Source organism: Bradyrhizobium sp. 482_C4_N1_8, from assembly GCF_052075965.1.
GTDB lineage: Bacteria > Pseudomonadota > Alphaproteobacteria > Rhizobiales > Xanthobacteraceae > Bradyrhizobium > Bradyrhizobium barranii.
In genome coordinates this window covers 6,249,525-6,263,267 of the sequence record NZ_CP197231.1, presented here as the reverse complement: position 1 = coordinate 6,263,267, position 13,743 = coordinate 6,249,525, and the positions used below count along the sequence as shown (strand labels likewise).

Genomic DNA, 13,743 nt, shown 5'->3' with positions numbered 1-13,743 from the left:
CTCCCGTCTGCTCCCTGTTGCCGGACTCTTGTTGGTCCGCCGTCGCTCAAGCCTAGGCGGCTCGCGCGTTGCTCGCGACCTGCTTCAGGCCGAAATCGTAATTGAGGTGGAAATAGTCGCGCTCCACCATGCGACCATCCGGCGCACGGCCGGCAGGGTGGCCAGTGAATTCGCGGATCAGGCTGTCCTTGACGCCGAACACCACGTCAGAGTCGAGATATTTGTCACCGGCGACGAACACATGGGTTACGAGCTGCTCGAAACCGGGCGCCGAGATCATGAAATGCACATGCGCCGGACGCCAGGGATGGCGGCCCTGCACCTCCAGCATCTCGCCGACAGGGCCGTCATGCGGGATCGGATACGCCGCCGGCTTGATCGACCAGAAATGGAAACGGCCATTGGCGTCGGTATGGAAGCGCGCGCGCATCGCGAGATCGCCGATGTCGTCGAGCTGCTGCACGTCGTAATAGCCGTCATCGTCGGAATGCCAGACATCCACGATGGCGCCCGCAAGCGGTTGTCCGTCGACGGTCGAGACCGAGCCTGTGACCAGCATCGGATCGCCTTCCATCGGGCCGGAGATATCGGCGCCGCTGTCCTTCTCCGGCGCGGCCTGGACGAAGAACGGGCCGAGCACCGTCGTCTCGGTCGCGCCTTCCGGCACGGGATGGTTGATCGCGTCGACCAGCATGGAGACGCCGAGCGTGTCGGACAGCAGGATGAACTCCTGGCGCTTGTCGTCGCACATGTGCCCGGTGCGGGTCAGGAAATCTATGCCGTATTCCCATTCCTTCTGGGTCGGCCGGACCTCGCGGACGAAGGCGTGGAGGTGGTGCACCAGCGCTTCGCTGACCTCCTTGATGCGTGGATCGGTTGCGTCCTTGATCCGCTCCAGCACCGCGTCCGTGATCGTAGTCTCGTTGAAGTTGCGCATAGGTGTCTCCGCGATCAGAGTTTGGGTTCGCCAAGCCCGGACAGACGTTCCAGGTGCTTGACGGTCGCGATGAAGTCGGTGTCGCCGTCGCCCTGCGCGATCAGCGAGCCATAGGTCTCGCGCACCTGCGCCGCGAGCTGCAGCGGCACGCCCACGGCGTGGCCGGCGCCGAGGATGAGATCGAGATCCTTGGCCATCTGCTTGCAGGAGAAGGTGGACTCGAAATCGCGCGTCCGCAGCGGCGCGGTCTTGTACTTCACCATCGGCGAGGCCGCCGCGCTATCGTCGAGCACCTTCAAAATGTCCTGCCAGGCGATGCCGCCCTTGCGCGCCAGGGCCAGGCTCTCGGCCATCATTGCCGCCGAGACTGCGATCATCAGATTGACCGAGAGCTTTGCGTAGCGGGCTTCCTCGGCCGGCCCGAGATAGGTCTGGGCGCGGGTGAAGGCGGCGAACAGAGGCTTGGCGTTGTCGAAGGCATCCTTCGGCCCGGAGACGAAGCAGGTCAGCGCACCCGTATGAACGATGCTGGCATTGCCGGAAACCGGCGAACGCAGATAGGCAATGCCGCGCGCCTGTGCGGCGGTCGCAACTTCAGTTGAGGCCTCGACGCTCACGGTGCTGGTCTCGATCAGAACAGATCCAGCCGCCATCGCGGCGATCAGACCAGCGGGGCCGAGCAGCGCGCCGCGCAAGGCTGCGTCATCGGGCAGGGACGTGATGATCGCGGCCTTGCCGCTCACGGCCTCGGCCGGCGAAGCGGCAATCGAGATGCCTTGTGCACGCGCCTCGTTGATCCGGGCTGCGCTCTGATCGAATGCGGTCACGGCGTAGCCGGCCTTGGCGACGAGCGCCGACATCGGCAGGCCCATCTTGCCGATCCCGATGAAAGCGACATTCCTTGAAGCGTCGGTCATTGATCTCATCCATTGGCGCCTTCAGGCGGCGCGTCCCTGTCGTTCGATGTCCTGCACCAGCCGCCGGCCGGATTGGGCCAGCAATTCTTTCTTCGCGTCCAACCCGTCAACCAAAAGCCGGCCATCCCGCTTCTTCCAGGCGCCGCCGATCATCACAGCCTCGATATTGGCGAGGCTCGTCTGCATCACGACGGTCGCGACGGGATCGTGCACCGGGACAAGGTTGAGATCGGATGCGTTGATGATGACGAGGTCAGCGAGCTTGCCCGGCGTCAGCGAGCCGATCTGGCCTTCGCGGCCGAGCATGCGGGCGCCTTCGGTCGTGATCCAGCGCAGCGCCTCGCGGACGGGGATCGTGGTGGTCGCCGGAATGGTGCCGCTCACTTGACGCGACTCCGCATTGTCCAGCGCCCGCTGCATCGACAGCGCGACGCGGGCGACGGAGAAGAGATCGCCGGCCAGCACGGATTCCAGGTCGATCCCGATGGTCGGGCGCACGCCGCGCTTGAGCAGCCGTCCGGTGATCGGGAAGCCGTGGCCCTGGATCATCTCGTTCTCCGGCGTCACCGAGAAGGACACGCCGAGGTCGACCATCTTGTCGAGGAGATCGTCGGGCAGATCGTTGCCATGGACGATGTTGATGCCGGCGCCGACGAGGCCGGCCTCGACCAGCTTCTCCCAGCCGCCGGGCGTCTTGGCCGGACCGCCGCCTTGATGCATGGATGCGATCAGGTTGAGCTCGCGCGCCAGGCGGAAGTCGTGCATGGCGACATCGAGCGTCGAATAATGCGGGCCGAGAATGGCAAGCCCGAGCGTGACGAGGCCGTCGCGGTCGGCGAGGGGACCCGCCAGCAGCCGCTCGACCTCGCGGCGCGGATGCGGGATCTCGGAGAAATGCGGCTCGCCCGGTTTCGGCTCGGGCTTCGGCGAGCCATGGAAGAAGGCGGCGCGGATGCCGCTCTCGATCAGGCCGCGCACGGCGGCATCGGTATGATCAGGCGTTGGATTGTTGTGGCACCAATCGACCAGCGTGGTGGTGCCGCAATTGATCTGGTTCAGCGCACCGACGAGGGTCGCAATGTAGATGTCGTCGGGCCGGAATACGGTCGCGAGCCCGGCATGCATGCGGCGGAAATATTCCAGCAGCGTCCAGTTCGCGGCATAGCCGCGCAACGCGGTTTGCCAGGTGTGCATGTGCGCGTTGATCAGGCCGGGGATGACGATCCGGCCGTTGCCGTCCACGATCTCGGTCTCGGCTGCAGCGCTGCCGAGGTCGATCGATGGGCGCACGTCGACGATGCGGCTGCCCTCGACCAGCACATCGCCGGTGTTGAGGTCGCCAATCGCGTCATCCATGCTGATGATGACAGCTGATTTGATCAGCGTGCGCCGCATCGCTTCAGGCCGCCGCTTTGATGGTAACAGGCGGCTCGCCGGCCCAGGCGCGGGCGATCAGCTCGCGGATGGCGTTGCGCTCGAGCGGGCGCGGGTTCCAGTAGGCGTTGGTGACGGCGAGATCGGCGGCCTTGTCGATGCCGCTTTCGGGCATGCCGATGTCGCGCAATGCCAGCTTCGCACCCAGCCGCTTCGCGAGGTCGTAGAGCCCCAGGGACGCGTCGGCCGCGCCGATCGCGCGCGATATCCGCGCCATGGCATCGGGCACCGCCGGTGCGTTGTAGGCCAGCGCATGCGGCAGCACGATGGTGTGGGTCTCTGCGTGCGGCAGATCGAAGGTGCCGCCGAGCGTGTGGCAGAGCTTGTGATGCAGCGCCATGCCGACCGTGCCGAGGCAGACGCCGCAGAGCCAGGCGCCGTAGAGTGCTTCGGTGCGAGCCTCGCGGTCATCGCTTTTGGCCGCAATGGCGGGGAGGGCGCGCGCGATCGCGCGGATGCCTTCTTCCGCCATCAGCGATGTCACGGGATTGGTGTCGCGCGCATAGAGCGCCTCCACGGCATGTGCGATCGCGTTGATGCCGGATGTTGCGGCGAGGCTCGCCGGCAGCGTCAGGGTGAGGTCGACATCGTAGATCACGGTCTCCGGCAGCACGGCTGCGTCGCGCACCGTGGTCTTCAGGCCGTTCTCGGTCTGGCCGACGATCGGCGTCATCTCCGAGCCGGCATAGGTGGTGGGAATGCAGAGCTGGTTGACGCCGGTGCGCAAGGCCAGCGCCTTGCCAAGGCCGGTGGTCGATCCGCCGCCGAGCGAGACGACGCAATCGGCCTCGCATGCCTTCATCGCCGCGAGCGCGCGCTCCGTGACCTCGACCGGCGTATGCATGGTCGCGCCGGGAAAGATGCCGGCAAAAAGCGAACCGAGTGCGGCCCCCAAGCTCTTGCCTTGCGCCTCCTGCTGCGGCGTCGTCAGCACCAGCGCGCGCTTGCCGCCGAGCCGCTCGACCTCGGCTTTGGCCGAGGCCAGCGTTCCGCTGCCGAACACGACGCGGCAGGGCAGATTTTCAAAGGTGAACGAACCGATCATGCGCCGGTCTCTTTGATGGGATAATCGACCTGGAAGCGCCCGATCCGCAAGTCGCCCAGCGCCTCGCGGACGCGCAAATGTTCCGGATGGGTGGCATAGGCGGCGAGTGCGGCCTGGTCGGCGAATTCGGAGAAGAGAACGACGTCGCAGGCGTAATCGACCTCACTGACGTCAACGCCGACCTCGATATGGGTGAGGCCCTCAATCCGGCCCCGCAGTCCCTCGAACAGGGTCTTGACCTTGGAACGGGCCGCGGAGCGCTCCGCGGGCGTCTCCCCGCGCAGCCGCCACATCACGATGTGCCTGATCGGGCCCGACATTTCCCTGTTTCCTCGCCTGCTATCTTGCTTGTGTTCTGGCCATTTTGACTTGCGGGATACGGAAATAAAGGTCAATATTTGTAAGTCTCTTTTTCTAAAAGTGGAAAAATGGATCGTCTGCTGCAGTTGGAGGTGTTCTCCAAGACGGCCGAGCTTGGCAGCCTGTCAAAGGCCGCCGAGGCCTTGCGCATGTCGAATGCGGCGGCGAGCCGCCATCTCAGCGCGCTCGAGGAGCGCCTCGCGGTCAGGCTGATCGAGCGCAACACACGCAGGCTGTGGTTGACGGAGGCGGGGCAGGAGCTGCTGGAGCGCTCCAGCCGGGTGCTGAGCGAGCTGGCGGAGGCCGAGGACATCGTCAGCGATCGCGCGCTGTCGCCGCAGGGTACGCTGCGGGTCACGAGCTCGCTGTCCTTTGCGGTGATCTATCTGGCGCCGATGTTGCCGGCCTTCCGCGCGCGCTATCCGAAGCTCAACATGCAGATCACGACCGCCAACCGCTATCCCGATTTCATCGAGGCCGGCATCGACGTGGCGATCCGGACGCGCGAGCAGGAGCCGGATTCGAACATCATCGTCCGCCGCATCGGCCAGATGCGGCGCGTGCTTGCCGCCGCGCCTTCCTATCTCGCAAGCGCCGGCGAGCCGGAGCAGCCCGCCGATCTCGCGCGCCACAACATGCTGGTCTACAATCTCGCGAACGATCCCTATTCGCTGCGCCTGCGCAAAAGCCATGGCGCGCAGACCGTCCGCATCACGCCGACGCTCGACAGCAATGACGGCCAGGTCATTCGCGGCGCGGCGCTGGCAGGGCTCGGCATCCTCATCCAGCCGCTCTACATCGTCCAGAGCGACATCGCGGCGGGCCGTCTCGTCCCGGTCCTGGTGGATTGGGAGCTGCCACTGCTCACCATGAACATCGCATACCAGAATCGCGCCGGGCTGCCCGCCAAGATCAGGGCCTTTTCCGACTTCCTCGTCACCCACATCCGCGAGCATTCGGAGCCGGGCATCTGGATGGACGCGACCAAGTGAGCGGGTAGCAGCCATGTATCTCGGCATCGATCTCGGCACCTCGGCGGTCAAGACCGTTCTCGTCGACGGTGCCCAGCGCGTGATTGCAAGCGAGAGCCGGCCGTTGACGACCGCCTCGCCGCTATCAGGCTATTTCGAGCAGGACCCCGCGCAGTGGATCGATGCAACCTTCGCCACGCTCGATGCCTTGAAGGCGACGCATGCCGGCGAGCTGGCGGCTGTCGAAGGCATCGGACTGTCAGGCCAGATGCATGGCGCCACGCTGCTCGACGCGAGCTCGAGACCGTTGCGGCCCTGCATCCTCTGGAACGACGGACGCTCCGCCGCCGAGTGTCGTGTCCTGGAACGACGCTGGCCCGCCTTGCGCGCGATCTCGGGCAACAAGGCGATGCCGGGATTCACCGCGCCGAAGCTGCTCTGGATCGCGACGCATGAGCCTGACATCTTTGCGGCGACAAAACTCGTGCTGCTGCCAAAGGCCTATCTGCGCCTGGTGCTGAGCGGCGAGGCCATCGAGGACGTCTCGGATGCATCGGGATCACTGTGGCTCGACGCCGCGCGCCGGGACTGGTCGGACGCAGCACTGGCAGCGACCGGCCTGTCGCGCGATCACATGCCGCGACTGGTCGAGGGATGCGCGCCAGCGACCACGCTGCGCGGCGAGCTGGCACGGCGCTGGGGCATGACCGGACAGCCGGTGATCGCGGGCGGTGCCGGCGACAATCCGGCAGGCGCCGTCGGCATCGGCGCGATCCGGCCGGGAACCGCGTTCGTGTCGCTGGGAACCTCGGGTGCCTTGTTGGCACCGACCAGCAGAATCGCCGCCAACCCGGACCGCGCGGTGCACACGTTCTGCCACGCCATCCCCGACATGTGGATTCAGGCCGGCGCGATCCTCTCGGCCGCCTCCTGCCTGGCCTGGATCGCGCGCCTGTTCGGCGCCACCGAGGCCGAGTTGCTGGCGCCGCTTGGATCGCGCCCGCAGGCGCCGTCGCCCGTGAGCTTCCTGCCGTATCTGGCGGGTGAGCGGACACCGCACGACGACCCCGCCGTGCGCGGCATGCTGGATGGTTTGAGCCACGGCACCGATCGCGGGTCGATCGTGCAGGCGGTGCTCGAGGGTGTTGCCTTCGCGCTTGCCGATTGCCGCGACGCGCTCGCGGACGCCGGCATTGCGATGACGGAAGCCGACGCCATTGGCGGTGGTTCACGGTCCGGGTTCTGGCTCTCGGTGCTGGCAAACGTGCTGAATGTTCCGGTCCATCGTTTTGCCGGAGGCGAGACCGGCGCGGCGTTCGGTGCGGCGAGATTGGGGCGGCTTGCTGTCACCGGTGAGGCGATCGCCGCCGTATGCACACGGCCGCGGCGCATCGAGACGTTCGAACCCGACGCAAGACTGGTCGATGCCTATGCCGAGCGGCTTCCCGCGTGGCGTGCACTGTATCGGCCGCGCCACTAGCATCGCCTCGACGTTGCATTCCCGTGTGTTCGGTATTGCTCTGTGCCGCGGCCTTTTGTTTAATGCGTGAACCGCGCTGACAAAATCATTGAGACGCGGGTAGGAAACGCATTGTGCGTCGGGAGGCACGATGAACGATCCGATCCTCGAGATGCGTGGGGTCTCAAAATCCTTCTTTGGCATCAAGGCGCTGCGTTCCGTCGATCTCACCGTCTATGCCGGCGAAATTCATGCCCTGATGGGTGAGAACGGCGCCGGAAAGTCGACGCTGATGAAGATCTTGTCCGGCGCCTACAGGCCCGATCCCGGCGGCGATATCCGGATCGAAGGAAGCCCGGTACGGATCGAAGGTCCGCTCGGCGGCCGCGCGGCGGGCATCTCCATCATCTACCAGGAGCTGTCGTTGGCTCCCAATCTCAGTGTCGCCGAGAATATCTATCTCGGCCGGGAGCTGTCGCGAGCAGGCTTGCTGGCACGCGGCGCCATGCGCGAGGGCGTCGGCCCCATCCTGAAACGGCTGGGCGCGGACTTCCTGCCGTCGACGCTGGTGGCGCACCTCTCCATGGGCCAGCGGCAACTGGTCGAGATCGCGCGTGCGCTGCACGTCAGGTCAAAAATCCTGATCATGGATGAGCCGACCACCGCGCTGTCGGCCGGCGAGAGCGCGCGGCTGTTCGCGCTGATCCGCCAGCTTCGCGCCGAGGGGCTTGCCATCATCTACATCTCGCATCGCATGGACGAGGTCTACGCGCTCGGCGACCGCGTCACTGTGCTGCGCGACGGCCGGCTGGTCGGGGCGCTCGACAAGCAGGACATCCGCGCCGACACCATCGTTCGGCTGATGGTCGGGCGCGACGTCTCCTCGTTCTACAAGAAGGATCATGATCCGGAGGCGGGGCGGGGGCATCCCGTGCTCGCGGCGATCGACATGGCCGATGGCCGGCGCGTCAAGGGGTGCTCGCTGACCGTGCATGCGGGCGAGGTGGTCGGCCTCGCCGGCCTGATCGGCGCGGGTCGCACCGAGCTTGCGCATCTCATCATTGGTGCGGCGCCCAGGACCTCCGGCCGTGTCGAGCTGGAGGGACGCCCGGTCGACATCCGCACGCCGGGTGAGGCGCTCGACATCGGCGTCGCCTATCTGACCGAGGACCGCAAGGCGCTCGGCCTGTTCCTGGACATGTCATGCCTGGACAACATCAACCTCGCGGTGCTCGGCCGGGATGCCCGGATCGGTTACATCCTCGACCGCGACAAGGGCCGTGATCGCGCCAACAGGGCGTTCGCCGCGCTCGGCATTCGCGCCGCCGATATCAACGTCACCGTCGGCGCGCTGTCCGGCGGCAACCAGCAGAAGGTGCTGCTGTCGCGCCTGCTTGCGACCACGCCAAAGGTCCTGATCCTCGATGAGCCGACGCGCGGCGTGGATGTCGGCGCCAAGTCCGAGATCTATTCGATCATCGACAATCTTGCCAAATCCGGCACCGCGATCCTCGTCATCTCGTCCGATCTGCCCGAGATCATCGGCATCTGCGACCGCGTCGTCGTCATGCGGGCGGGGCATATCGCCGGTGAAATCGAGCGTGGCGCGACGTCGCCCCTGAACCAGGAAGACATCATGGCGCTCGCCACGGGGATGGAGCAACTCGATGCATGACGGCTCTCCAAAGATGGACACCGCCGCCGCGGGCCTCGCGGCCGCGCAGGAGACGAAGCGTCAGCGCGTAAGGCTTCTGATCCGCGCCGCCGGCATGCTGCCGGTGCTGCTCATCTTGTGCGGCGGCTTCCATTTTCTGTCGGAGGGCCGCTTCTTCACCGGGCAAAATCTCGGCATCGTGTTGCAGCAGGCCGCAGTGAACACCGTGCTCGCCGCAGGCATGACCTTCGTCATCCTCACCGGCGGCATCGACCTCTCGGTCGGCTCGATCCTGGCGGCGTCCGCGATGGCCGGGTTGACGCTCTCCAAGCTGCCGGAGCTCGGGATGCTGTGGCTGCCGGCCGCGCTGCTCACCGGCCTCGGCTTCGGCGTCATCAACGGCGCGCTCATTGCACTCCTCCGCCTGCCGCCTTTCATCGTCACGCTCGGCTCTCTCACCGCCGTACGCGGCCTGGCGCGACTGCTCGGGGCCGACACCACCGTCTTCAATCCTTCCATTCCGTATGCCTTCATCGGCAACGGCTCGTTGACTCTCATTCCCGGCGTCGCGTCGATCCCGTGGCTCTCGGTGATCGCCTTGCTCGTCATCCTCGTCTCGTGGCTGGTGCTGCGCCGGACCGTCCTCGGCGTGCACATCTATGCGGTGGGCGGCAATGAAAGCGCGGCGCGGCTTGCCGGCATCAAGGTCTGGGCCGTGCTGATCTTCGTCTACGGCATCTCGGGACTCTTCGCCGGGCTCGGCGGCGCCATGCAGGCGGCGCGGCTCTATGCGGCCAACGGTCTCCAGCTCGGTCAGTCCTACGAGCTCGATGCGATCACCGCCGTGATCCTGGGCGGCACCTCGTTCGTCGGCGGCATCGGCTCGATCTGGGGCACGCTGATCGGCGCGCTGATCATCGCCGTCCTGTCGAACGGCCTGATCCTCGTCGGCGTCTCGGACATCTGGCAATATGTGATCAAGGGCCTGGTGATCATCGGCGCCGTGGCGCTGGACCGCTACCGGCTGCAGGGCTCCGCCAGAACCTGAAAGGGTTCGGCGCGCACCTGAGTGCACATGGTGTGATGCGAGGTTCCGTTGCGGCAACTGGTCTGCCGTGCCGGATAAGAATACAGACCAGGGAGGAAGCCAATGTTGAAGACGATCACGCTCGCCGGCGCCGCGATGGCGCTTGCCCTAAGCACCGCGCCATCCTTCGCCAAGGAACTCAAGTCGATCGGCGTCTCGCTGGGTTCGATGGGTAATCCGTTCTTCGTCGCGCTGTCGAAGGGCGCCGAGTTCGAGGCCAGGAAGACCAACCCCAATGTGAAGATCACGACGGTCGGCTTCGAATACGACCTCGGCAAGCAGGTCACCCAGATCGACAATTTCATTGCCGCCGGCGTCGACCTGATCCTGTTGAACCCCGGCGATCCCAAGGCGATCGGGCCGGCGATCAAGAAGGCGCAGGCGGCGGGCATCGTGGTCGTCGCGGTCGACACCGCGGCCGAAGGCGCCGACGCCACCATAACCACGAACAACGTGCAGGCCGGCGAGATCTCATGCCAGTACATCGTCGACAAGCTGGGGGGCAAGGGCGACGTCATCATCGAGAACGGGCCGCAGGTCTCGGCCGTGATCGACCGCGTCGTCGGCTGCAAGAACGTTCTCTCGAAGAATCCCGGGATCAAGGTGTTGTCCAGCGACCAGGACGGCAAAGGCTCGCGTGAAGGCGGTCTCACCATCGCGCAGGGCTATCTGACGCGCTTTTCCAAGATCGACGCCATCTTCGCCATCAACGATCCGCAGGCGATCGGCACCGATCTCGCGGCGCGCCAGCAAAGCCGCAGCGGCATCGTCATCACCGCGGTCGATGGCGCGCCCGACATCGAGGCGGCACTGAAGGATCCGGCGGCGCCGCAGGTCCAGGCTTCCGCTTCGCAGGACCCGTTCTTCATGGCGCGGCGCGCGGTGCAGGTGGGCGTCGGCATTCTCAATGGCCAGAAGCCGGCCTCGACCGTCGAACTCCTGCCCTCGAAGCTCGTGACCCGGGACAACGTCGCCGACTACAAGGGCTGGACCTCGGATCGTTCTCAGTAGGACGCCGCCTCCCGCGGGAGCGGTCGAAACGCGAGATGACGGGCGGCGTTGTGATCCACGCCGTCCGTCGTGCCACGCGCTAACAGGCGGTGTGGGGACTGGTTCGCGGGGACAAGACGAGCGATGGAAATTTGCTTGCGAAGGCCCGGGTCTTGGGTTGAACACGCGATCCGTCGATCACCTCGAGCCGGCCACAGCGGTTCAGCGTGTGCAGCTTTCTGCCGGGCCATGCCGGTCCGGGTCTGAGGGAGTGGCGGACGACCTGCTTGAACGTCGTCGGAGACAGTTCGACCACTTCCGCGAGGCCGAGTGCGGCGCCATATCCGTCGGCGCAATCCTGCACCGGCCGCCACAATTTGCCATCGATGGTGACGAAATTCCCCGCGGGTCGCGTACTTGCGCGATCGATCAGGACCGGGTTGCTGGCATGGGGCAACCAGGGGCCGAGCAGGTGCTCGGCGTGATAGATCGCAAGCGAATCCGAATAGCCGCCGGTTCCGTCTCGCCAGGCTCCGAACAGGTAGTTCAGACCGTTGTGCTGCGTGATGGTCACATCGGCCAGTTCGAGGCCCGAGAGCAGCGTAGCGTGTCGCTCCCATTTGTCCGGAAACCGAATGCATCTGTAGAGCGCGACGTCCCCCTGGAGCGAGCTCTCCGGGATCATCCACAACTCGCCATTGTCCTCGATCAGGAACGGATAGGACAGGTGCCAGGGCTCCTCCAGCACGGGTACGACCTCGCCGACCGGGCCGGCGTCGCCGAACTCGACTGCCGAAATGATGCCTTTTCCAACCCGATGATCGAGATCTTCGAAGTAGACGAATGTTCGTCCCTGCCATGTGATCGGGAAGGGATCGGCGTAGAAATGATTTCCGGGATCGGCGAGGACGTTCCAGCCAGGCCCGGAGAGATCTCCCGTCTGCCAGACACCCGCGCCATCATTGAAGCGCCATCCGACATGCCAATGCGGGGCATAGCAGCAGAGGCGGTAGATCTCCTTGGCGATCGACACGGCGAGGCCGCGCACGACATAGGCCGCCGGCGGCCGGCCGCTGCCGGCTCGGGCCTGGCGTGCCAGCTGAGGCACGATACGCGGCCGTCCCGACAGGATGGCCGCCACCATGGTCAGGGTTCGCGCCATGACCGTTTCGAGCCCACCGCTCAAACCGGCCGCGATCTCTGCGGAGGGATGGCCGCGATCGAGCACCGCACCGTCAACCTCGTTGACGATCTCGATGACGGGCAGGTCGCCGGCGAGAATCGCCGCGAGTGCCGCGTTTTCACCTGCAGTTCCGTTGAACAACGGGCGGAGATACAGCCGGGCCGCACAGTCCGGATCGCGCGCGGCGCTCGTGAAATCGACGATCACATCGGCCGTGCCGGTGCGGGCCTGCGTCTGTTCCGGATCGATCTTCAGCCCGTCGGCGCCGCTGTGCCTGCCTTTACGCAGCACCACGCGCTCGAGCTCGAACAGGGCGTCGAGCCCCGTGGGCCGTGGCTCCGCCGTTGCAGTCAACGCGATTTGAACCGGAACGTCCCGGCCGTCGATCGACAGCGTCTGGCGGTGCATCCACCGCCGCGCATGGTCACGTTCGCAGCGAAACTCGATGATCATGTCGAGCCAACCTATTCCAACGCATCGGCTCAGACGACCCGATTGAGGATTTGAACGTATTCCTCAACCATCGCATCGACCGAATAGCGCAACCTCAGGCCTTTGGCATTCTTTTGCAGTTCGTCGCTCAGTGCTTGGTCGGTCAGAAGTCTGGAGACGGCAGCCGACAGCTTCGCTTGATCTGAAGCATCGACAAAGAGGGCAGTGGGCTTTCCTTCGAAGGACAGCACCTCGCGCAGCACGGGAAGATCGGTGACGACCGAGGGAACGCCGGCGTTGGCGGCCTCGACGGCGGCGAGGCCAAAGGTCTCGGCCTGCGTCGGAAACACGAATATGTCGAGACAGGCGAGAAAATCCGCGATCTGGCGTGGCGCGATTTCGCCGAGCAGATGCAATCGGTCCGAGACGTTCAGCTCGTCCGCAAGCTGCCGCAGTCGCGCTTCGTCGGCACCCTGGCCGGCGAGTGCAAGGTGCCACGACGGTTCATCCGGCAGGAGGCGTATCGCTGCATCGAGCCGCTTGTGCGGATGCAGCCTCGCCGCGCAGCCGAGCAGGACGCGGTCCGGCGGCAGGTTGAATTTCTGTCGTGCGGCGCCCTTCGGCAGGATGAGGGCCTTGTCCTCGAAGCCGTGCGGGACATGCACCATGCGCGACCGGTAGGCCTGCGGGTAGCGCGAATACTCGCGCTCCATATCCTTTGAGTTCAGCGTGATGCGGTCGAAGAAGCCGACGCTGCCCATGACGATGTCGGCCGTGCGGATCGGCCAGCTCATCGACAGCGCGGATGAAACCTGATTGGCGACGACAGGAGCGCGGCTGACGAGGCGCGTCACGCCCGCGCCGATGACGTTGCCGAAATGCTGGAAGGTCAGGACGGCGTCGGGCCGCGTGGCCCTGATATGACCGCCAAGCGTCCACAGCATCCGCAACAGCGCAACCGGATTGCCCGGCCGGCTCGATGCGCAATAGAACGTCTCGGGCGGCTCATCGAACGAATCCGATTTGCGGAAGAAAAACAGGTTGGAGACGCGATGGCCGCGCGCGGAGAGGCCGGCGCCGAGAAGCCTGGAGATCTCCTGCGCGCCCGCGTTTTCGGCCTGGGTCTGTACGAGAAGGACGTGCAGCTTTCGTTCGCTGCCGTTCAGCCGCGCGAGTTCTGTCGCGGTCGTCTCGCCCAATTCCTTGTTCGGCTGGTAGTGGAGCACGGATCCCGACCGCTAAAGAAACGAAATCTTCACCTTCTTAACCCCGTA

Annotated in this window: 12 protein-coding genes; 5 read left to right on the top strand and 7 right to left on the bottom strand. The window is 65.5% G+C overall.

Annotated elements, in window-relative coordinates; translation table 11 throughout:
• Window positions 1–52 precede the first annotated feature (52 nt).
• The 5 genes from AB7Z56_RS30065 to AB7Z56_RS30045 are packed head-to-tail and all read right to left on the bottom strand — an operon-like array spanning window position 53 to window position 4,653.
• Window positions 53–937 (bottom strand): intradiol ring-cleavage dioxygenase, encoded by an 885-nt coding sequence (locus AB7Z56_RS30065; RefSeq protein ID WP_063984394.1) that lies wholly within the window; start codon window positions 935–937, stop codon window positions 53–55.
• A gap of 14 nt (window positions 938–951) precedes the next feature.
• Complete coding sequence (locus AB7Z56_RS30060) at window positions 952–1,854, bottom strand: NAD(P)-dependent oxidoreductase (protein ID WP_063984393.1); 903 nt, start codon at window positions 1,852–1,854, stop codon at window positions 952–954.
• 21 nt (window positions 1,855–1,875) lie between these two features.
• Window positions 1,876–3,249, bottom strand: coding sequence for an amidohydrolase family protein (locus AB7Z56_RS30055; protein ID WP_063984392.1), 1,374 nt, complete (start codon window positions 3,247–3,249; stop codon window positions 1,876–1,878).
• Window positions 3,250–3,253: 4 nt separating this feature from the next.
• Entirely contained in the window at window positions 3,254–4,333 is a 1,080-nt protein-coding gene (locus AB7Z56_RS30050; protein ID WP_063984391.1) for a maleylacetate reductase, read from the bottom strand.
• On the bottom strand, window positions 4,330–4,653 hold the full coding sequence (locus AB7Z56_RS30045; RefSeq protein ID WP_063984390.1) for a Dabb family protein: 324 nt from the start codon (window positions 4,651–4,653) through the stop codon (window positions 4,330–4,332). The genes AB7Z56_RS30050 and AB7Z56_RS30045 overlap by 4 nt, the downstream gene beginning before the upstream one ends.
• 108 nt (window positions 4,654–4,761) lie before the next feature.
• Here AB7Z56_RS30045 and AB7Z56_RS30040 point away from each other — a divergent pair, with 108 nt between their 5' ends.
• The 5 genes from AB7Z56_RS30040 to AB7Z56_RS30020 all read left to right on the top strand — a co-directional run bounded on the left by AB7Z56_RS30040 (window position 4,762) and on the right by AB7Z56_RS30020 (window position 10,875).
• A complete protein-coding gene (locus AB7Z56_RS30040; protein WP_028147172.1) occupies window positions 4,762–5,685 on the top strand; it encodes a LysR family transcriptional regulator in 924 nt (307 codons plus the stop codon).
• Between the two features lie 13 nt (window positions 5,686–5,698).
• Window positions 5,699–7,144: a xylulokinase gene (gene xylB, locus AB7Z56_RS30035; RefSeq protein ID WP_063984389.1), complete on the top strand. Its 1,446-nt coding sequence runs from the start codon at window positions 5,699–5,701 to the stop codon at window positions 7,142–7,144.
• 130 nt (window positions 7,145–7,274) lie between these two features.
• Window positions 7,275–8,798: a sugar ABC transporter ATP-binding protein gene (locus tag AB7Z56_RS30030; protein WP_063984388.1), complete on the top strand. Its 1,524-nt coding sequence runs from the start codon at window positions 7,275–7,277 to the stop codon at window positions 8,796–8,798.
• A 13-nt stretch (window positions 8,799–8,811) separates the two neighbouring features.
• Window positions 8,812–9,825: an ABC transporter permease subunit gene (locus AB7Z56_RS30025; RefSeq protein ID WP_371498212.1), complete on the top strand. Its 1,014-nt coding sequence runs from the start codon at window positions 8,812–8,814 to the stop codon at window positions 9,823–9,825.
• Window positions 9,826–9,927: 102 nt separating this feature from the next.
• A complete protein-coding gene (locus AB7Z56_RS30020) occupies window positions 9,928–10,875 on the top strand; it encodes an ABC transporter substrate-binding protein (RefSeq protein WP_063984386.1) in 948 nt (315 codons plus the stop codon).
• A 79-nt stretch (window positions 10,876–10,954) separates the two neighbouring features.
• On the opposite strand, the gene AB7Z56_RS30015 is transcribed toward AB7Z56_RS30020, so the two are convergent.
• Window positions 10,955–12,490 (bottom strand): glucosamine inositolphosphorylceramide transferase family protein, encoded by a 1,536-nt coding sequence (locus tag AB7Z56_RS30015; protein WP_063984385.1) that lies wholly within the window; start codon window positions 12,488–12,490, stop codon window positions 10,955–10,957.
• Between the two features lie 29 nt (window positions 12,491–12,519).
• On the bottom strand, window positions 12,520–13,695 hold the full coding sequence (locus AB7Z56_RS30010; protein WP_063984384.1) for a glycosyltransferase family 4 protein: 1,176 nt from the start codon (window positions 13,693–13,695) through the stop codon (window positions 12,520–12,522).
• Window positions 13,696–13,743: the final 48 nt, after the last annotated feature.